Annotated in this window: 14 protein-coding genes; 3 read left to right on the forward strand and 11 right to left on the reverse strand. The window is 40.8% G+C overall.

Annotated elements, in window-relative coordinates; all coding sequences use genetic code 11:
- Positions 1-207: 207 nt before the first annotated feature.
- Positions 208-1,224 carry an aldose epimerase family protein gene (locus FD12_RS12485; RefSeq protein ID WP_056983362.1) on the forward strand — a complete coding sequence of 339 codons (1,017 nt, stop codon included), beginning with the start codon at positions 208-210 and terminating at the stop codon, positions 1,222-1,224.
- A gap of 458 nt (positions 1,225-1,682) precedes the next feature.
- Positions 1,683-2,246, forward strand: a complete 564-nt coding sequence (locus tag FD12_RS12490) for a C40 family peptidase (protein ID WP_054747031.1) — start codon at positions 1,683-1,685, stop codon at positions 2,244-2,246.
- Positions 2,247-2,452: 206 nt separating this feature from the next.
- On the opposite strand, the gene FD12_RS12495 is transcribed toward FD12_RS12490, so the two are convergent.
- The 4 genes from FD12_RS12495 to FD12_RS12510 all read right to left on the reverse strand — a co-directional run bounded on the left by FD12_RS12495 (position 2,453) and on the right by FD12_RS12510 (position 3,843).
- Entirely contained in the window at positions 2,453-2,749 is a 297-nt protein-coding gene (locus FD12_RS12495; protein ID WP_054747029.1) for an HMG-box domain-containing protein, read from the reverse strand.
- An 88-nt stretch (positions 2,750-2,837) separates the two neighbouring features.
- A complete protein-coding gene (locus tag FD12_RS12500; protein ID WP_225427275.1) occupies positions 2,838-3,218 on the reverse strand; it encodes a response regulator transcription factor in 381 nt (126 codons plus the stop codon).
- 101 nt (positions 3,219-3,319) lie between these two features.
- On the reverse strand, positions 3,320-3,586 hold the full coding sequence (locus tag FD12_RS12505; protein WP_056983363.1) for a Txe/YoeB family addiction module toxin: 267 nt from the start codon (positions 3,584-3,586) through the stop codon (positions 3,320-3,322).
- On the reverse strand, positions 3,580-3,843 hold the full coding sequence (locus FD12_RS12510; protein WP_054747027.1) for a type II toxin-antitoxin system Phd/YefM family antitoxin: 264 nt from the start codon (positions 3,841-3,843) through the stop codon (positions 3,580-3,582). The genes FD12_RS12505 and FD12_RS12510 overlap by 7 nt, the downstream gene beginning before the upstream one ends.
- Positions 3,844-4,056: 213 nt before the next feature.
- On the opposite strand from FD12_RS12510, the gene FD12_RS12515 reads away from it, so the two are divergent.
- The gene (locus FD12_RS12515) at positions 4,057-4,890 is read left to right on the forward strand and encodes an undecaprenyl-diphosphate phosphatase (protein WP_056983364.1); all 834 of its coding nucleotides are present in this window, start codon (positions 4,057-4,059) and stop codon (positions 4,888-4,890) included.
- Positions 4,891-4,970: 80 nt separating this feature from the next.
- On the opposite strand, the gene FD12_RS12520 is transcribed toward FD12_RS12515, so the two are convergent.
- The 7 genes from FD12_RS12520 to FD12_RS12550 all read right to left on the reverse strand — a co-directional run bounded on the left by FD12_RS12520 (position 4,971) and on the right by FD12_RS12550 (position 14,334).
- On the reverse strand, positions 4,971-6,143 hold the full coding sequence (locus FD12_RS12520; protein ID WP_056983365.1) for an acetate/propionate family kinase: 1,173 nt from the start codon (positions 6,141-6,143) through the stop codon (positions 4,971-4,973).
- A 119-nt stretch (positions 6,144-6,262) separates the two neighbouring features.
- Positions 6,263-7,291, reverse strand: coding sequence for a LacI family DNA-binding transcriptional regulator (locus tag FD12_RS12525; protein ID WP_056983366.1), 1,029 nt, complete (start codon positions 7,289-7,291; stop codon positions 6,263-6,265).
- 208 nt (positions 7,292-7,499) lie between these two features.
- The gene (gene uxaC / locus FD12_RS12530; protein WP_056983367.1) at positions 7,500-8,921 is read right to left on the reverse strand and encodes a glucuronate isomerase; all 1,422 of its coding nucleotides are present in this window, start codon (positions 8,919-8,921) and stop codon (positions 7,500-7,502) included.
- Positions 8,922-8,939: 18 nt separating this feature from the next.
- Positions 8,940-10,565 carry a tagaturonate epimerase family protein gene (locus FD12_RS12535; RefSeq protein ID WP_054747025.1) on the reverse strand — a complete coding sequence of 542 codons (1,626 nt, stop codon included), beginning with the start codon at positions 10,563-10,565 and terminating at the stop codon, positions 8,940-8,942.
- 192 nt (positions 10,566-10,757) lie between these two features.
- On the reverse strand, positions 10,758-11,435 hold the full coding sequence (locus FD12_RS12540; protein ID WP_056983368.1) for an SGNH/GDSL hydrolase family protein: 678 nt from the start codon (positions 11,433-11,435) through the stop codon (positions 10,758-10,760).
- Positions 11,432-12,862 carry a sugar porter family MFS transporter gene (locus FD12_RS12545; protein ID WP_056983369.1) on the reverse strand — a complete coding sequence of 477 codons (1,431 nt, stop codon included), beginning with the start codon at positions 12,860-12,862 and terminating at the stop codon, positions 11,432-11,434. Before FD12_RS12545 ends, FD12_RS12540 begins: the two co-directional genes overlap by 4 nt.
- A gap of 257 nt (positions 12,863-13,119) precedes the next feature.
- Positions 13,120-14,334, reverse strand: coding sequence for an ROK family transcriptional regulator (locus tag FD12_RS12550; RefSeq protein ID WP_054747023.1), 1,215 nt, complete (start codon positions 14,332-14,334; stop codon positions 13,120-13,122).
- Positions 14,335-14,425 lie beyond the last annotated feature (91 nt).

Here is a 14,425-nt window from a genome sequence, read left to right on the forward strand (position 1 = left end):
CAGATTGTTGCTTTGCACAGCTGTCCTAAATTTTAAACAACTCTCGAATAACTCTCCAATAATAAAAGTATCATATTTTGTGGTCAATTCATACACACTTATACGGATAAATATCTTTTCTCCTATTGCAACTCCATACAAAAAAATATTATAATACATATAAAAGCGGTTACACAACCACAATTTATTATTTAAGGAGAATTGATGATGGAAACTAAGCAAGAAGTTTTTGATACGTACAAGGGTCAAGAGATTCAAAAGTTTACAGTTACGAATGATCACGATGTTTCAATTTCCGCAATTACTTTAGGGGCTACTTGGAAAGCCTTTAATATTCCGGGCAAAGACGGTCAACCTGAAAATGTCATGTTAAGCATGCCAAGCAGTGAAGAATACATGAAGAACCAGTATTTCTGCCAAGCAATTGGACGGACTGCCGGCCGAATTACCAACGGAACTTTCTCAATCAAGGGCAAGGAATATCACGTGGATGCTAACGAAGGCACGACAACGTTGCACGGTGGCCCTCATGGCTTTAACACCCAAATCTGGGACGGTTCATTCGACGGCGACAAGATTGTCTTCACAAAACACATCGACTCAAGCGAAGATTCATTCCCCGGTAACATTGACGTTAAGATTACCTACAGCTTGAACGATGACAATGAAGTCACGATTACTTATACCGCCAAGAGTGACGCTGATACATTATTTAACCCAACTCAGCATGCCTACTTTAATTTGAGTGACAGCCAAAATGTCTATGGTCAATCACTTCAAATTAACGCCGACAAGTATCTAGAACTTAACAAGGATAAGACCCCAACCGGTAAGATGGTTCCTGTTGATGACACGGCTTATGACTTCCGCGATCCTCAAAACATCAAACTGGGCATTGATGACATGAAGGCTGAAGTTGGCCACACTTACGATGAAGTTTACGTTATCAATGATCACAAGGAAGCCGATCCAATTGCAACCTTGACTGATCCAGAATCAGGCCGCAGCGTTGCAATCAAATCTAACCGGGATGCTTTGGTTGTCTTCACACCAGATGATTTGGATGGCTTTAAGTTCGACCGTGGCGCTGGTGTCCCTCACATGGGAATTGCTCTTGAAGCTCAAAGCTTACCAGATACACCAAATCACGAAGGCTTTGGCAGCGTCTTATTACCAAAGGGTGAAGAAAAGACTTATTCAATTAGCTATAAAGCAACCTTCTAATTTTGAATTGAAACAACTCTAGATTGGGACAAACGGTGATTTGATCCCAGAATTTAACGAAAAGGACCAATTATTCCTGATTTTGGAATAGTTGGTTCTTTTGTTAAATAGCCGGGATCAGCCGTTTGTCGCAAGTTTTATCAATATAAGAGTGGCAAGCCAAGTTCCATTTATAAATTCTCAACCGACTAATATCCCATCCTTTTGATTTCGCCATTTTTTCACATGGCCAGTTTATTCAATGAATCGTATCAAAGCCATGCTGGTTTTGACATATACCAATTCTGGCTTTTTGAACAAAAGCAACCCATTTTAATCATTATTTAAACTTCCCAATAAAATCTTTAACACTATTTCAGGCTGAAATGATTCGTCATTGGATCACAAATTTTCTGTAACTCAATTGAAACTTTTGGGGATTATCATGACACCTACAAAATAGAAAATGAGGTGTTCTTTTGAAATTCACAAAAACAATTTTGAGCTTGGTAGCTGCCGGGGCCATCTTCGGCGTAACCGCCACAAGTGCGAGTGCTGATACAGTTACAAACTATCCCGCTCGCCAGTCAACGAGCTATCAGCAGACGAATTATCCCACCAAAGCAACAACTAATTCAACGACAACAACGACGCCAGCAGCCAATAATGCCAGCACCAGTGCCAATGCAGTTGTCAACTTAGCCAAACAACTTGCCAACCAAAACATTCCTTACGTTTGGGGCGGTGAGTCACTTAAAGGAATGGATTGTTCCGGACTGACCGACTATGTATACCAAAAGGCTGCCGGCATTAGCTTGGGGCATTACACTGTCACCCAAGAAAGCCACGTCACTAAAGAGGCCGTTTCTGCCGCTCAACCCGGCGATCTACTCTTCTGGGGCAGTCAAGGCGCTTCGTACCACGTTGCTATCTACGTTGGCAACAATCAATATGTAGCCGCTCCTCAACCAGGTCAAAATGTCGAAATTCAAACAATTAATAGTGCCTTCATGCCAAGCTTCGCGGGCCATGTTAATTCATAATTGAAGTTTTTCAACAACATTAAGCCTTTAGTTGGCAAATCATCTGTAAGGCAGCTTAACTCACCATTCTTTGTATTGAGAAAGCTTGCAATAAACAGCTGATTTCTGCCATTCAAGTCAAAAAGCGTCATGCATTTCCCAAGCGAGAATGCATGGCGTTTTTTCATTTAAATTCTAAGATCAAAATCCCAATCTCGCCTAATCTACTAACCGTTAATCACGATACCCACGATCACCACTAAGATTGTAATGGCTAGACATACCCAGCCCATTTGAGTGGCTCTGATTTCGTATTTCTTTTTAGTTTCCTCAGTCAAATTTTGGTATTCTTTTCCCACCAGTGAGGTGGTTGCCAAGATTGTAAAATCTTTCTTGACTAACAGCCGATACGTCACATAAGCAAACAAAGCAACAATCGCCAACAGCCCAAGGTTCACCGAAAATATCATCAAAATCACACACGCAATGGCTGCAACTAGAATTGAAATCCGCCGAAGTGCCATAAAGTCATCTCTCCAATCCACATCAAGGCTCGCTATCTAAAGTTAGTATATCAAATTAATGGCTGCTAATGGCTTAATTGGATTAAATTTATAACCACTTGCGTTTTTCCGCAATATTTAAAGCCTCAATTCGGTTTGCAGCTCCTAATTTACTCAAGATCGATGAGATGTAATTACGTACTGTGCCGTTTGACAAGAACAGTTCCTTAGCAATTTCCGCCGTTGAACTGCCCTTTCTGATTTCAGCTAAGATTTGCGTTTCTTTGTCTGACAAAGGATTGTCGACATCCCCCAGGATTGAGCTGACTAATTCAGGTGAATAAATTGTTTTGCCAGCCATTACCTCATGAATCGACTGGATTAAGTCATCACTTGGGATGTCTTTGAGGAGATAGCCATTGACGTGGGCACCAACTGCCGTTTGAAAGTAGTTTTTGTTGGCAAACGTGGTTAAAATGATCGTCTTCACGGAGCACATTTAATCTACATAACAAAAAGCTTTCCAAAAGGAAAAGCCCCCACCACATTCGTAAATAGTGAGAGCATTAATTAAACTATATTTTCCTCTAGTTACTCATAATGCGTCCAGGCAGCATAAATCGTCACAATTTTATTTTGATCGTCAACTCGGTAGATCACGCGATGCTGGGAATTAATGCGGCGTGAATAAAATTTCTGACTCGCCGGCTGTAGTTTTTCAAAGGATTGCGTTGGCTGGTATGGATCTTCTTTGAGGGCAGCAACTACCTGAAGAAATTGTTGCTTCAAAAGTGATTTCTTTAGTTTTTTCAGATCTCCCTTAGCAGAGTTTCGAATCACAACTTCATAGTTCATAATTTATCCCAATCAATATCATCAATGTTAGTTGTTCCACTGTCATCCGTGGATCGTTCACGAGCTTTTGGTAATTCCCCGGTATTTTCTAGATAAATTGTTTCGGCCATTGATTCCCAATCTCTTTTTGATACGACCACTGCCGCTTCGTCCTCATTACCATTAGCGGGAGTGACCGTGACTGGCTTTCTCTGGATATTGACGTCCTTTAAAATCTTATAGAAATTTTTCCTAGCACTTGTTGGCGTGTAATTTTCCAAATTAATCACCTCAAGGTCATTTTAGCGTACGGACATCACGTACGCAACAATATTGTTTAAAAAAGTACAGCTTACAACTTGGAATGATGCTTGGCTTCAGACAATGTAAAAATTCCCCCTCAATCCTGTAAACAATTGGTAAATCATCCCTCAATAACTCCTTTTTATGTCATGATTACCTTATGAAATTCAAACAGATTAGGAGTCAACATCATGTTAGATATTATTAAAGCCATTATTTTAGGGATTGTTGAAGGGATCACCGAATTTTTACCGATCAGCTCAACTGGTCATTTGATCCTGGTCAATGAATTTATCAAAATGAGCCAAACAACGCAATTTACTGATATGTTCAACGTGGTCATTCAACTCGGCGCAATCATGGCGGTGGTCGTTCTGTATTTCCACAAGCTGAACCCATTGTCCCCCAAGAAAACGCATCTTGAACAGCACGACACTTGGGTCCTTTGGTTCAAGGTGATCGTTGCGGTCTTACCCTCCGTCGTGATTGGCTTGTTGCTCAATGACTGGATGGACGCTCACTTGATGAACTGGGAAGTCGTTTCAGCAATGTTACTGCTATACGGAATCCTGTTTATTGTGATCGAAAACCGCAACGCAAACCGGAAACCACAGTTTACTGATCTTAATCGGCTGTCTTACCGAACAGCATTCATTATCGGAATGTTCCAACTGCTTTCACTGGTTCCTGGTACGTCGCGATCTGGGGCCACAATTCTCGGTGGTATCCTGATTGGCACTTCCCGATACGTTGCCACTGAGTTCTCGTTTTTCTTGGCAATCCCAACCATGTTTGGGGCATCACTGCTCAAAGTCTACAAATATTTTCACCATGGCGGCACCTTTGACGGCCTCCAAACTGCTGTGCTGTTGACTGGCATGCTGGTTTCATTTGTCGTTGCCTACTTGGCAATCCGCTTCCTGTTAAATTACATCCAGCACAATAATTTTAAGGCGTTTGGTTGGTATCGGATTATCCTGAGTATCGTTGTAATTGGGTATTTTGGACTACGCGTTTTAATCTAACAGCAAACATAAAAGAGCGCCTCATCACAGATATGTACCTGCGATGAGATGCTCCTATTGTTTATTAAACAGTATCCATCTTACTTCAAGGCACCCTGCACATCCCGAACCATTGCCAACTCTTCATTGGCTGGAATTAACAGGATTCGAGCCGAAGAGTCCTTGGTTCCGAGGTCACCAGGCGCTTGCTGATCATTCAACTCAGCGTCCAACTTGATGCCAAAGATTTCGAGCTTCTTGCAGACTTCCTCGCGGACCCATTGATCATGTTCACCAATTCCTCCAGAGAAGACGATTGCGTCAACGCCGCCGAGTTCGGTAATGTAGCTTGCCGCATATTTAACGGTTCGGTTGACGAACATGTCGAGTGCTAACTGCGCTCTAGGATCTTTTGAGCTCTCAAGATCCCGCATGTCAGATGAAACACCGGAAACTCCCAGCAAGCCGGAACGGTCGTTGAACATTTCAATCACTTCATCGGCTTTGGCACCCATTCGTTTCATGAAGAATGGTACCAGAGCAGGGTCAACATCACCGGACCTGGTCCCCATGACCAACCCATTCATCGGCGTAAAGCCCATTGAGGTATCGTAACACTTGCCGGCCTTTTCAGCTGCGACAGAAGCCCCTGAGCCCAAATGGAGGGTGACTAATTTTGCGTCCTTTTTCCCAAGCATCTCATCGGCTTGACCCGTGATGAAGCCGTGGTTGATGCCGTGTTCGCCATAACGCCGAATGGTGAATCTCTCGGTTAACTCGTAAGGGATCCCATAGATCGAATTAACTTCCGGCACGTCTTTGAAGAAGGCACTGTCAAAGATCGCGTACTGATCCGTATCAGGTAAGATCCGCTGAATAATCTTGATATATTCAGCTTCCACTGGATTGTGGATTGGGGCAATCTCACCCAGATCAACAATCTGCTGCAAAACATCATCGTCAATTTTGGCAACTTTATCAAAGATGTCACTGCCAGCAACCACCCGGTTACCCACGGCATCGATATCATGCAGATGATCGATCACCCCAAGATCCTTCAGGTTGTTGAGCATGATGGCAGCGGACCGCTCATAATCAATCTTATCCTCAGTAGTTTTGTACTTCTTGCCATCCCCATACTTGATTTTAACGATCGAGCCCGGCATATTCAGCCGCTCAACTTCCCCATCGGCAAGCACCGTTTCTTTTGGCATATCAAATAATTTAAATTTGAGTGATGAACTTCCTGCGTTTACAATTAAAACTTTGGCCATAATAGAACCTCCAATATTTAATTCGCCGTTTTCACTTGTGAATGAAAACGCAACCATAGTAAAAGTATACTATGAAATGAGCAGAAGTGATACAAATGAAACCGAATCTGGTGGGCTATTTAATCCGCATTCCGATTTAGTACTGAGCTTCTCACAATAATTTCCGGATCAATCACTTCTTGGGTAATTTTGGCATCCCCGTCAACTTCTAGAATGTCCATCAGCGAAGCGACCCCTTTTTTGATGATTTGCGAAGTTGGTTTGCGCACAGTCGTCAACGGTGGAGTTAAGTACTGCGAATAGCTCATGTCATCATAGCCAATGAAGGAAACATCTTCGGGCACCCGATACCCCAGCTCAACGCAAGCATTGATAGCACCAACAGCCATATCATCGTTCTCGCAGAAAACACAGGTTGGCACTTGGCCACTAGACAAGATCTGACGCATTAACTTGTTGCCGCTTTGGGGTAGATAGTCGCCTCGTTTAACCAAATTAGAATCAACTTCCAAGCGGTGCTCCTTAAGAGCCTCGAAGAAACCTTCACTTCGCTGCTTAGAAGACTCAAAGGATTTGACTCCCTTAATTAGGCCAAAATTTCGATGTCCCATTCGAATGGCATACTCAACAACATTTTTGGCCCCCAAGAAATCGTTGTGTGAGAAATTTGTGATATCATTTCGCTCAATTTTGCGGTTCAAAACAACCAGTGGCAAGCCAATACTGTGAATGTAATCAATAAATTCATCATCGGATTCTGACTGGCTCAAGACGATGATCCCATCAAAATTTTGAACGGAAACGCCTTGGCTATTCATAACGTGATCGATACTATTAACAGAGAGCGAATAGCTTTTTGGCAAGGTTGTTTGCGATTGCTGCATCACTTCCGTCAAGAAGCTGGCCGAAGTCCCTGTGTCAAGATTGGTAAAAAAGACACCAATCATGTAGGAACGGTTCATGACCAAACTTTTTGCATTCAGATTGGGAACGTAGCCGATTTGTTTGGCAATCTCCGCAATCTTTTTGCGGGTAGCCGGCTTAACCAACTCACTCCCATTTAACGCCCGTGACACGGTTGTATGCGACACGTTCGCCATTTCGGCAATTGTTCTGATTGTCACTGAACCTTTCTCGAAATTTTTCATGAAGCCAACTCCCTTCTCGATAACTTGATACATAAATTTTACCATTATCATCATTGATTATCTTACAAATATTCTCCCAGACAACAAAAGTGACATACGCCATATTTTTAAATAGGTCGTATGCCACTCTTAGTTATTCAATTATATCTTTTCAACCAATTTTCGGCTCAACGAAACGCTTTTTAAAAATTGATACCACTTTCAAGTATTAATTGTTTAAAAAGCCAAAGTAATCATGCGCATTATTGTACGAAATATCTTGGACAATCTTGCCCAGCTTTTCAGTGTTATTAGGCACCCGACCTTGTTCTGCCAACTTGCCATAGAAGTTGCAAAGAACCCTTCTAAAGTACTCATGCCGCGGATATGACAGGAAACTTCTCGAATCAGTTAGCATCCCGACAAAGTGTGGCAACAGACTTTCTTGAGCGAAGATCCGAAGTTGATCGTCCATTCCCTCAGCAGTGTCGTTAAACCACCAGCCAGCCCCTAATTGAAGTTTCTGGGTCGTGCCGCCTTGGAAGCATCCCATCATGGTGGCTAATTGCAGCCAATCATTATTATTCAACGAGTAGAAGATTGTCTTTGGGACGTCGTTGGTGTCCTGCATTTTAGTATATAACTTGGTGATATGCTCAACAATGTCTGGTTGGGTTCCAACAGCATCGTATCCGGTATCTGGGCCAATTTTATCAAACATCGGTCGATTTAGGTCACGATTAGAATTGATATGGAACTGCATCGTCCAATTGAACTCGGTATTTAATTTCATCAAGTTTTCCAGCAACATTGTTAAATACTGATCAATTTCTGTTTGACTTAGTGGCTTGTTTTGAACACCCTTCTTGACGATTTCATCCAATTGATCCTCACTGGCCTCGTTAAAATGATAGGTCAATAGTGAATGATCAGAGAGACGACCACCCATTTCGTTAAAGAATTCAAAGCGTTGATGCAGAGCCTTAATGATGTCGGTAAATTTATTGATAGGCGTTTGCGAGACGGCACTCAATGTCTTCAAGTACTCGCCAAACCCATCCCGATCAATTTGGATCAGTTTATCTGGGCGCATTGCCGGCAATGTCTTAAAGCCGCTGTTGGCCTCTTCTTTCTTCAATAATTTGTGGTAGCGCAAATTAGATGCCGGTTCGTCAGTCGTGCAAACCACTTGAACGTTGGAGTTCTTAATCAAATTACGAGGCTTAAAAGCATCTGTTTGCAATAATTCGTTAGCTTTATCCCAAATTCTGGGGGCTGATTCTTTGGTTAACTCTTCATTGATATGAAAGAAGCGGCGTAATTCCAAATGCGTCCACTCATATAAGGGGTTACCATACGAGTTCTCAATCGTTTTCGCCCACTCAACGAACTTCTTATACTCGTCACCATCACCGGTAATATATTTCTCATCAACGCCGTTAGCCCTCATCAAGCGCCATTTATAATGATCGCCGTAGGTACCTTCGTTGAGCCAGATTCGAGTGATATTCGGATAATTTTTATTGTCATAGATTTCTTTAGGATTCAAGTGACAGTGAAAATCAATGATTGGCATTTTAGCTGCATAATCGTGAAATAAGGTTTTTGCCGTCTGGTTTCCTAATAGAAAGTCATCGTTTAATAACGTCATGCCGGTTATTCCTCCTTATTAAATGTTGAGACTGGCCTCAAGTTCTTTTTCACTTTCCTTTGAAATGTCAGTCTTTGGTTCATGCTTTTCTTGGGCCTCTTGCTTCGTCTTGACAACACCTTGGAGCAAGTCGAGATGTTCAGCAATGTGAATATTCAAGTACTTGTCATAAAGTGCCTGGTTCTTCAAGAGAATGTTCCAAAGCTTATCGCGATAGACATAGTGATAATTATGCTTCAGGTTCATAATTGAGCCATACATAGTGTGTAAGACTTGACGAGCATCGTCATTGTCCAAGAGGTCCATGACATTATCGATGGTCATTGTCTCTGGCTTTGGTGCCGTGCCGTCGGTTTGGGCATTAAAGACATAGAAGTCCTTGACATCATCCAAATTTTCATACGAGAACTTGTAGAGCTCCAGCATAAACTTCGGATCCTTATGGGCAATTACCCGCAAAGCCTCCAACCAGTTAGTCCCGGCAGTCTTAACATGCCAGCCATGTTGCTTGGATACTCGGCCAATAATTTCGTAAACAGACAACTTATCTGAGCCTGAGTGGATACTGAGCTTGTAACCAAAATGTTCTGCAATCGCTTCATGAATAACGTATTCACGCTCGAAGCGTTTCGTGTCACCGATGTAGTCAATAGCTTTCTGAAATTCACCGTAAAACCGTGGTGCCATCGTTGTTGGGGTGATTCCGCGACGATGCAATTCGTTGGCAAAGAAGAAGTGGTTTGGATTAGTTGTTTGGTAAGGCGTTTCATCCATTGAAATTTCAAAGTCCAAATTGTAAGGAACCACAAACTTCTTGTAAATGCCGGCTGCGAAGAGAATAGCGCCGTAGAATGTGAGAGCTGATTCTTCCACATCATGCTTGGTAAATTTAACTGAACGGCCGTTGCCCAAGTCAAAGGTCTTGTTCAAGTAAGTGTCATTGAAGTACTTGATCTGATCTGGATCCAATTGATTGAAGCGCTTGTCCAGATCGTCATCGTTCAAAGTGACGATGTCGTTGTTAATTTCTTCCGTACAATCCAGGGTGATCATTGAGCAGCCAATCTTAACAGCGTAATCAACTTCATAAGGGGTCTTAACATGGTCACCATCAGCGCCCCAACCGTACGTGAAGCCCTCTTCAAAGACAGCCCAAGATGCGGATTGGAAAACGTCGGTGTTGGTCCGGTGCATCAAGACAAGTTCCCGAATGGATTGTTGAGCTAAGACTGGCATAATGCCACGGCCCTTGAACAAACGCAGATGAGCATTGGAAGCATTGCCCAGACGATCTCCCAAGCCAAAGGTGTACTTATAGTTTCGGCGGGAAGTTGGTCGCATCCACTGGAACCGTTTTGCTAAAGCATCGTTGTTATGTTCATTGAGTTCACCAACAATTAGAGTTGAATCAACATCTTCAAGAATTTCGAGAGCTTCAAAGTCACCGGCAGTCAAACGATTCTCGTACACAACCAAAGATTTTTCGATGATGCCTTCGTTATTCTTCTGATGAAGAATGAAGTAGACGTTGCGACGATCTACTTGAATTGAAGGAGTATAAATTTCTTTATTGCTTAAATCTTCATACTTGCCATTTGAAGCCAAAATTTCTTTAATATCTGATAATAGTGATTGTAAGTCCATGATAAATTCCTCCTAATACAGTTTGTTAATGAATATATGGGTACTAATATGAATCCCAGTTACACATCATTCGTTAATGTTACCGTGCTCATCCGATCGATCTCCCGGTAGTATTAAATTAAACATTTAAATCAACTAAAGTATATCGCATTTAAATGAACACGTTAACATTAATTGGAAAATAATCTCATTTTAATAAGCTAGCCTCAGCAATTCCCCGGCAATACGATGGCTCAGCCGCTCATATCCAGCATCACTATAGTGCATTCCATCAGGCATATATTTAGGAACATATTCTGGTAAAAACGGAGAAATACCGCTTTCGGTATATAAATCAATGACAGGCACACTGTATAAATCGCAAGATCGCACCATCGCCTGCACATAGTCTCTTTGGAAAAGCCCTAACTTATTTGCTTGCAGAGTTGTCGGATACCTTTTAGTTGGATGTTTAAAGTTATTTTTTGTTGGTGTCATAAAAATTATCGGTTGCGTTGGATACATCGAAACGACTCCTTTAATCAAAGTATTCAAAGCACCGTAAAAGCTATGTGGATCTTGATCTTCAATGGTTCCTAATGGGACATTATGTTGAAAATCATTTATACCTCCAAACACCGTAACAATGTCCGCATCTTTTTCCATTTCATCATATCGTTCAATAAAACTATCAGTACGATCAGGCGTAATGGCAACTCGGGATGCCCGTACCCCATAATTTCTAACAGTTTTGAATGGAAGGATGTCCTGCAAATGGGTAGTCCATGAAATGTTATTACCTCCTGACTCAATTCCATTATCTCCCCACGTTGTGGAATCACCGAGACAATTGAGAATCTTATCTTTAAAATATAAGTTCATAGTACTCATTTCGTCACACCCTCCTTAGTGACAGTAACTTGTTTTGCATTCTTATGAGTAAAATCAGATTGAATCTGTTCCAATGTTTTCCCATTCGTTTCTGGAAGAACTCTCGCAGCAAACCACATCATTATCAAACAAAAACCCGCAAAGATAACAAATGTCCAAGTAGCTCCAATACCATTGAGCATCATTGGAAATCCTTGACTCACAAAATATGAAGCAAGAAACATTGTCAGTGAGCTTAATGATTGTGCTCGACCACGAATACTAGTTGGAAACACTTCTGAAATGATAACCCAAGCACCACCACCCCATGATAGTTCATAAAATGCAGTGTGAGCAAGAACCCCTACCATGATCAAAATATTCATGAGCATATTGAACTTTCCTACAGAAAATATTAATGCAAGTGCCAGCAATGCTGCAGCCATTAAAAATGCTCCCCAAGTTAATAATTTCTTTCGCCCCAGCTTATCAATATAAACCATGAAAATCGCAACAAAGATTATTTTCACTACGCCGATTCCAATAGTTTCAATTAAAGAAGCATTAGTTCCAATTCCGGTTTTTTGGAAAATAATTGGTGCATAATACCCAACCGCAATGGTCCCTGTTAGCTGTTGAAATGCTGCGGCTAATAACGCAATCAACAAAGCAAATCGAACTCCAGGTTTGAACAATTCTCGGATTAAGCCTTTATTTTCATGATGGAGCTGGTCCTGAATCGCTTTACTTTCTTCCTCGGCAGTGGCTTCGCCATTCATTCGAGTAAGAATTTTCAATGCTTTATCAGATTTCCCCCTCTTAAATAAGAAACGAGGACTTTCAGGAATAAAAGGTGTCAAAACAAAGAATATGATAGCCGGCACAACACCCGATCCAAACATAAATCTCCATCCAAATTGAATATTCCAACTAGAAATATTTAAATTAGCAATAAGAGCATTAACAATATAAACAGTCGTCATTCCAATTGCAAACGCAAGTTGATTTGCACTGACCAGAGTTCCACGTATTCTTGCTGGAGCTACCTCAGAAATATAAAGTGGGACAATCGTTGAGGCCATTCCAATCGCAATTCCAGATAAGATTCTTCCGGCAACAAGATATGAAACCGAAGGAGATAGTGCTAAAAGCAAACTTGATAATGTAAAAAGTGCTCCAGCAGTAATCATAACTGGCTTTCGACCGGCGTGGTCACTCATCCATCCTGCAATTAAGCACCCTAACATAGCTCCTAATGCTAGTACCCCAGAAACAAATCCAATCTCTGCCTGTGTCATTTTAAAATGAACACTGAAGAAACTTAAAGCACCAGAAACCACGCCTTGATCATATCCAAAAAGTGAACCACCAATTGCGGCAATGAGTACAACAGCAATAATATATTTCATACTGCCATTTTTTCCGCTTGGCTTTACAGTAGTATCCATGAATATCCTTCCTTTCAATTGTTGATAATGAACACGTTAACATTTTTCTGTTAACGCTTACACGCAAAATAATAGGTCAGTCCATCCACGCTGTCAAGCTTTATTTTTACGTGTTCATGCGTAAAGCATAAGTATATTAATCAAATCAGTAATAATCCATTTGATTGTCACACTCCTTTATATGCACACGATAACATTTCTACTCAAAGCTATCTTTCCAGCTTTACCCTGAAAAGATGCAATCCATAGTCCACTATTTACTCTTCAGTATAATTCCAGAAATTTAGCTTTAGATCATCAAGTTCTAAAATATAATGTGTCATCAACGCCGCACCACCAAGTAAAGTTGCCAGAGGAACATTTGGGATAGATTGAATGAGTGGGGAATAACCAGAAATCCGTTCAAAATATTTTTTTATTTGAGTAAGAATGCTGGGTATTTGGTGAATTAATGGAGAGTTAATATAGAAAATGTCTGGCGCAATTGTTCCGGCAATATTATGCAAAATTTCTGATATTCCATTAGCAAACTGTGATAATCCAGCAACTACATCGTCATTATGATCCTCATAAAGTTTTGATAAATCAAACAAGGTCAAATTAGCTTGCCCCACTAGTTCACCAATCGAATTGACAACAGTATCTTGGGCATATAAATCTTGGTAGGTTAATAACTTTTCCCCATTACTTATCGGAAAAGATGACATGATAATATTATTACCAATATCGCCAACTTGGCCATGGGAGCCTCTGTATAAGCGATTATTTAATATGAAGCCCGCATATATTCCTTGATGAATGCTAAGTGTAACGGCATTTTCTTCTCGGTTTCCACGAATAAAATCGCGTGAATATATTGCCGATAAATTCGCTTCATTTTCAAGAATGACCGGGACGTTATATTTCTTACAATGATTTACTAAATCAATTTTATTTAGGTTGAGATAAGATGACAAAACTTGATTATTGTGGACTTTCCCATGAATCGCGAAACAAATACCAAGCAATCCATTTAGAGTTCCCTGAATATTTTCAAACATGCCTATAAGCTTATCCAAACACACAATTAAATCAGAGTCTCGAGATATTTGTAATTGGTGAAATTGTATTGTTGCACCGTTTAGATAACAAGCCAATCCCTTTATTTCATGTTCAGTTAATTCAACACATAGCGTATATCCAAACGTCTTATTGATTTCAATCAGACGCGGCTTCCTCCCCCCTGTTGGAGAAGAAACTCCAGCACCAACCTCATTAACAAACTGTTTTTGTTTTAATTCACTATATATTTTAGAAACAGTTGCCTTATTTATCTCAAGTGCAGAAGAGATCTCTGATTGGGATGTGAATCGATGATTAAAAATAAATGCTAATATTTTTTGGAAATTATAAACGTGTCCCCTCGTTCGTTCCTCTTTGTTAACCATCACCACACACCATCCCATTATTTGTTTTAGTTGGTTTCTTTTCATAAACAATCATATCACCAAACTATTTCAAAAAGAAAAAAAGGTTTGGTTAAAGTAATGATACTGTCATCACTCTTCCAAGCCTTCGCTTAGT

Origin of the sequence: Lentilactobacillus rapi DSM 19907 = JCM 15042 (assembly GCF_001436255.1) — a bacterium.
Lineage (GTDB): Bacteria > Bacillota > Bacilli > Lactobacillales > Lactobacillaceae > Lentilactobacillus > Lentilactobacillus rapi.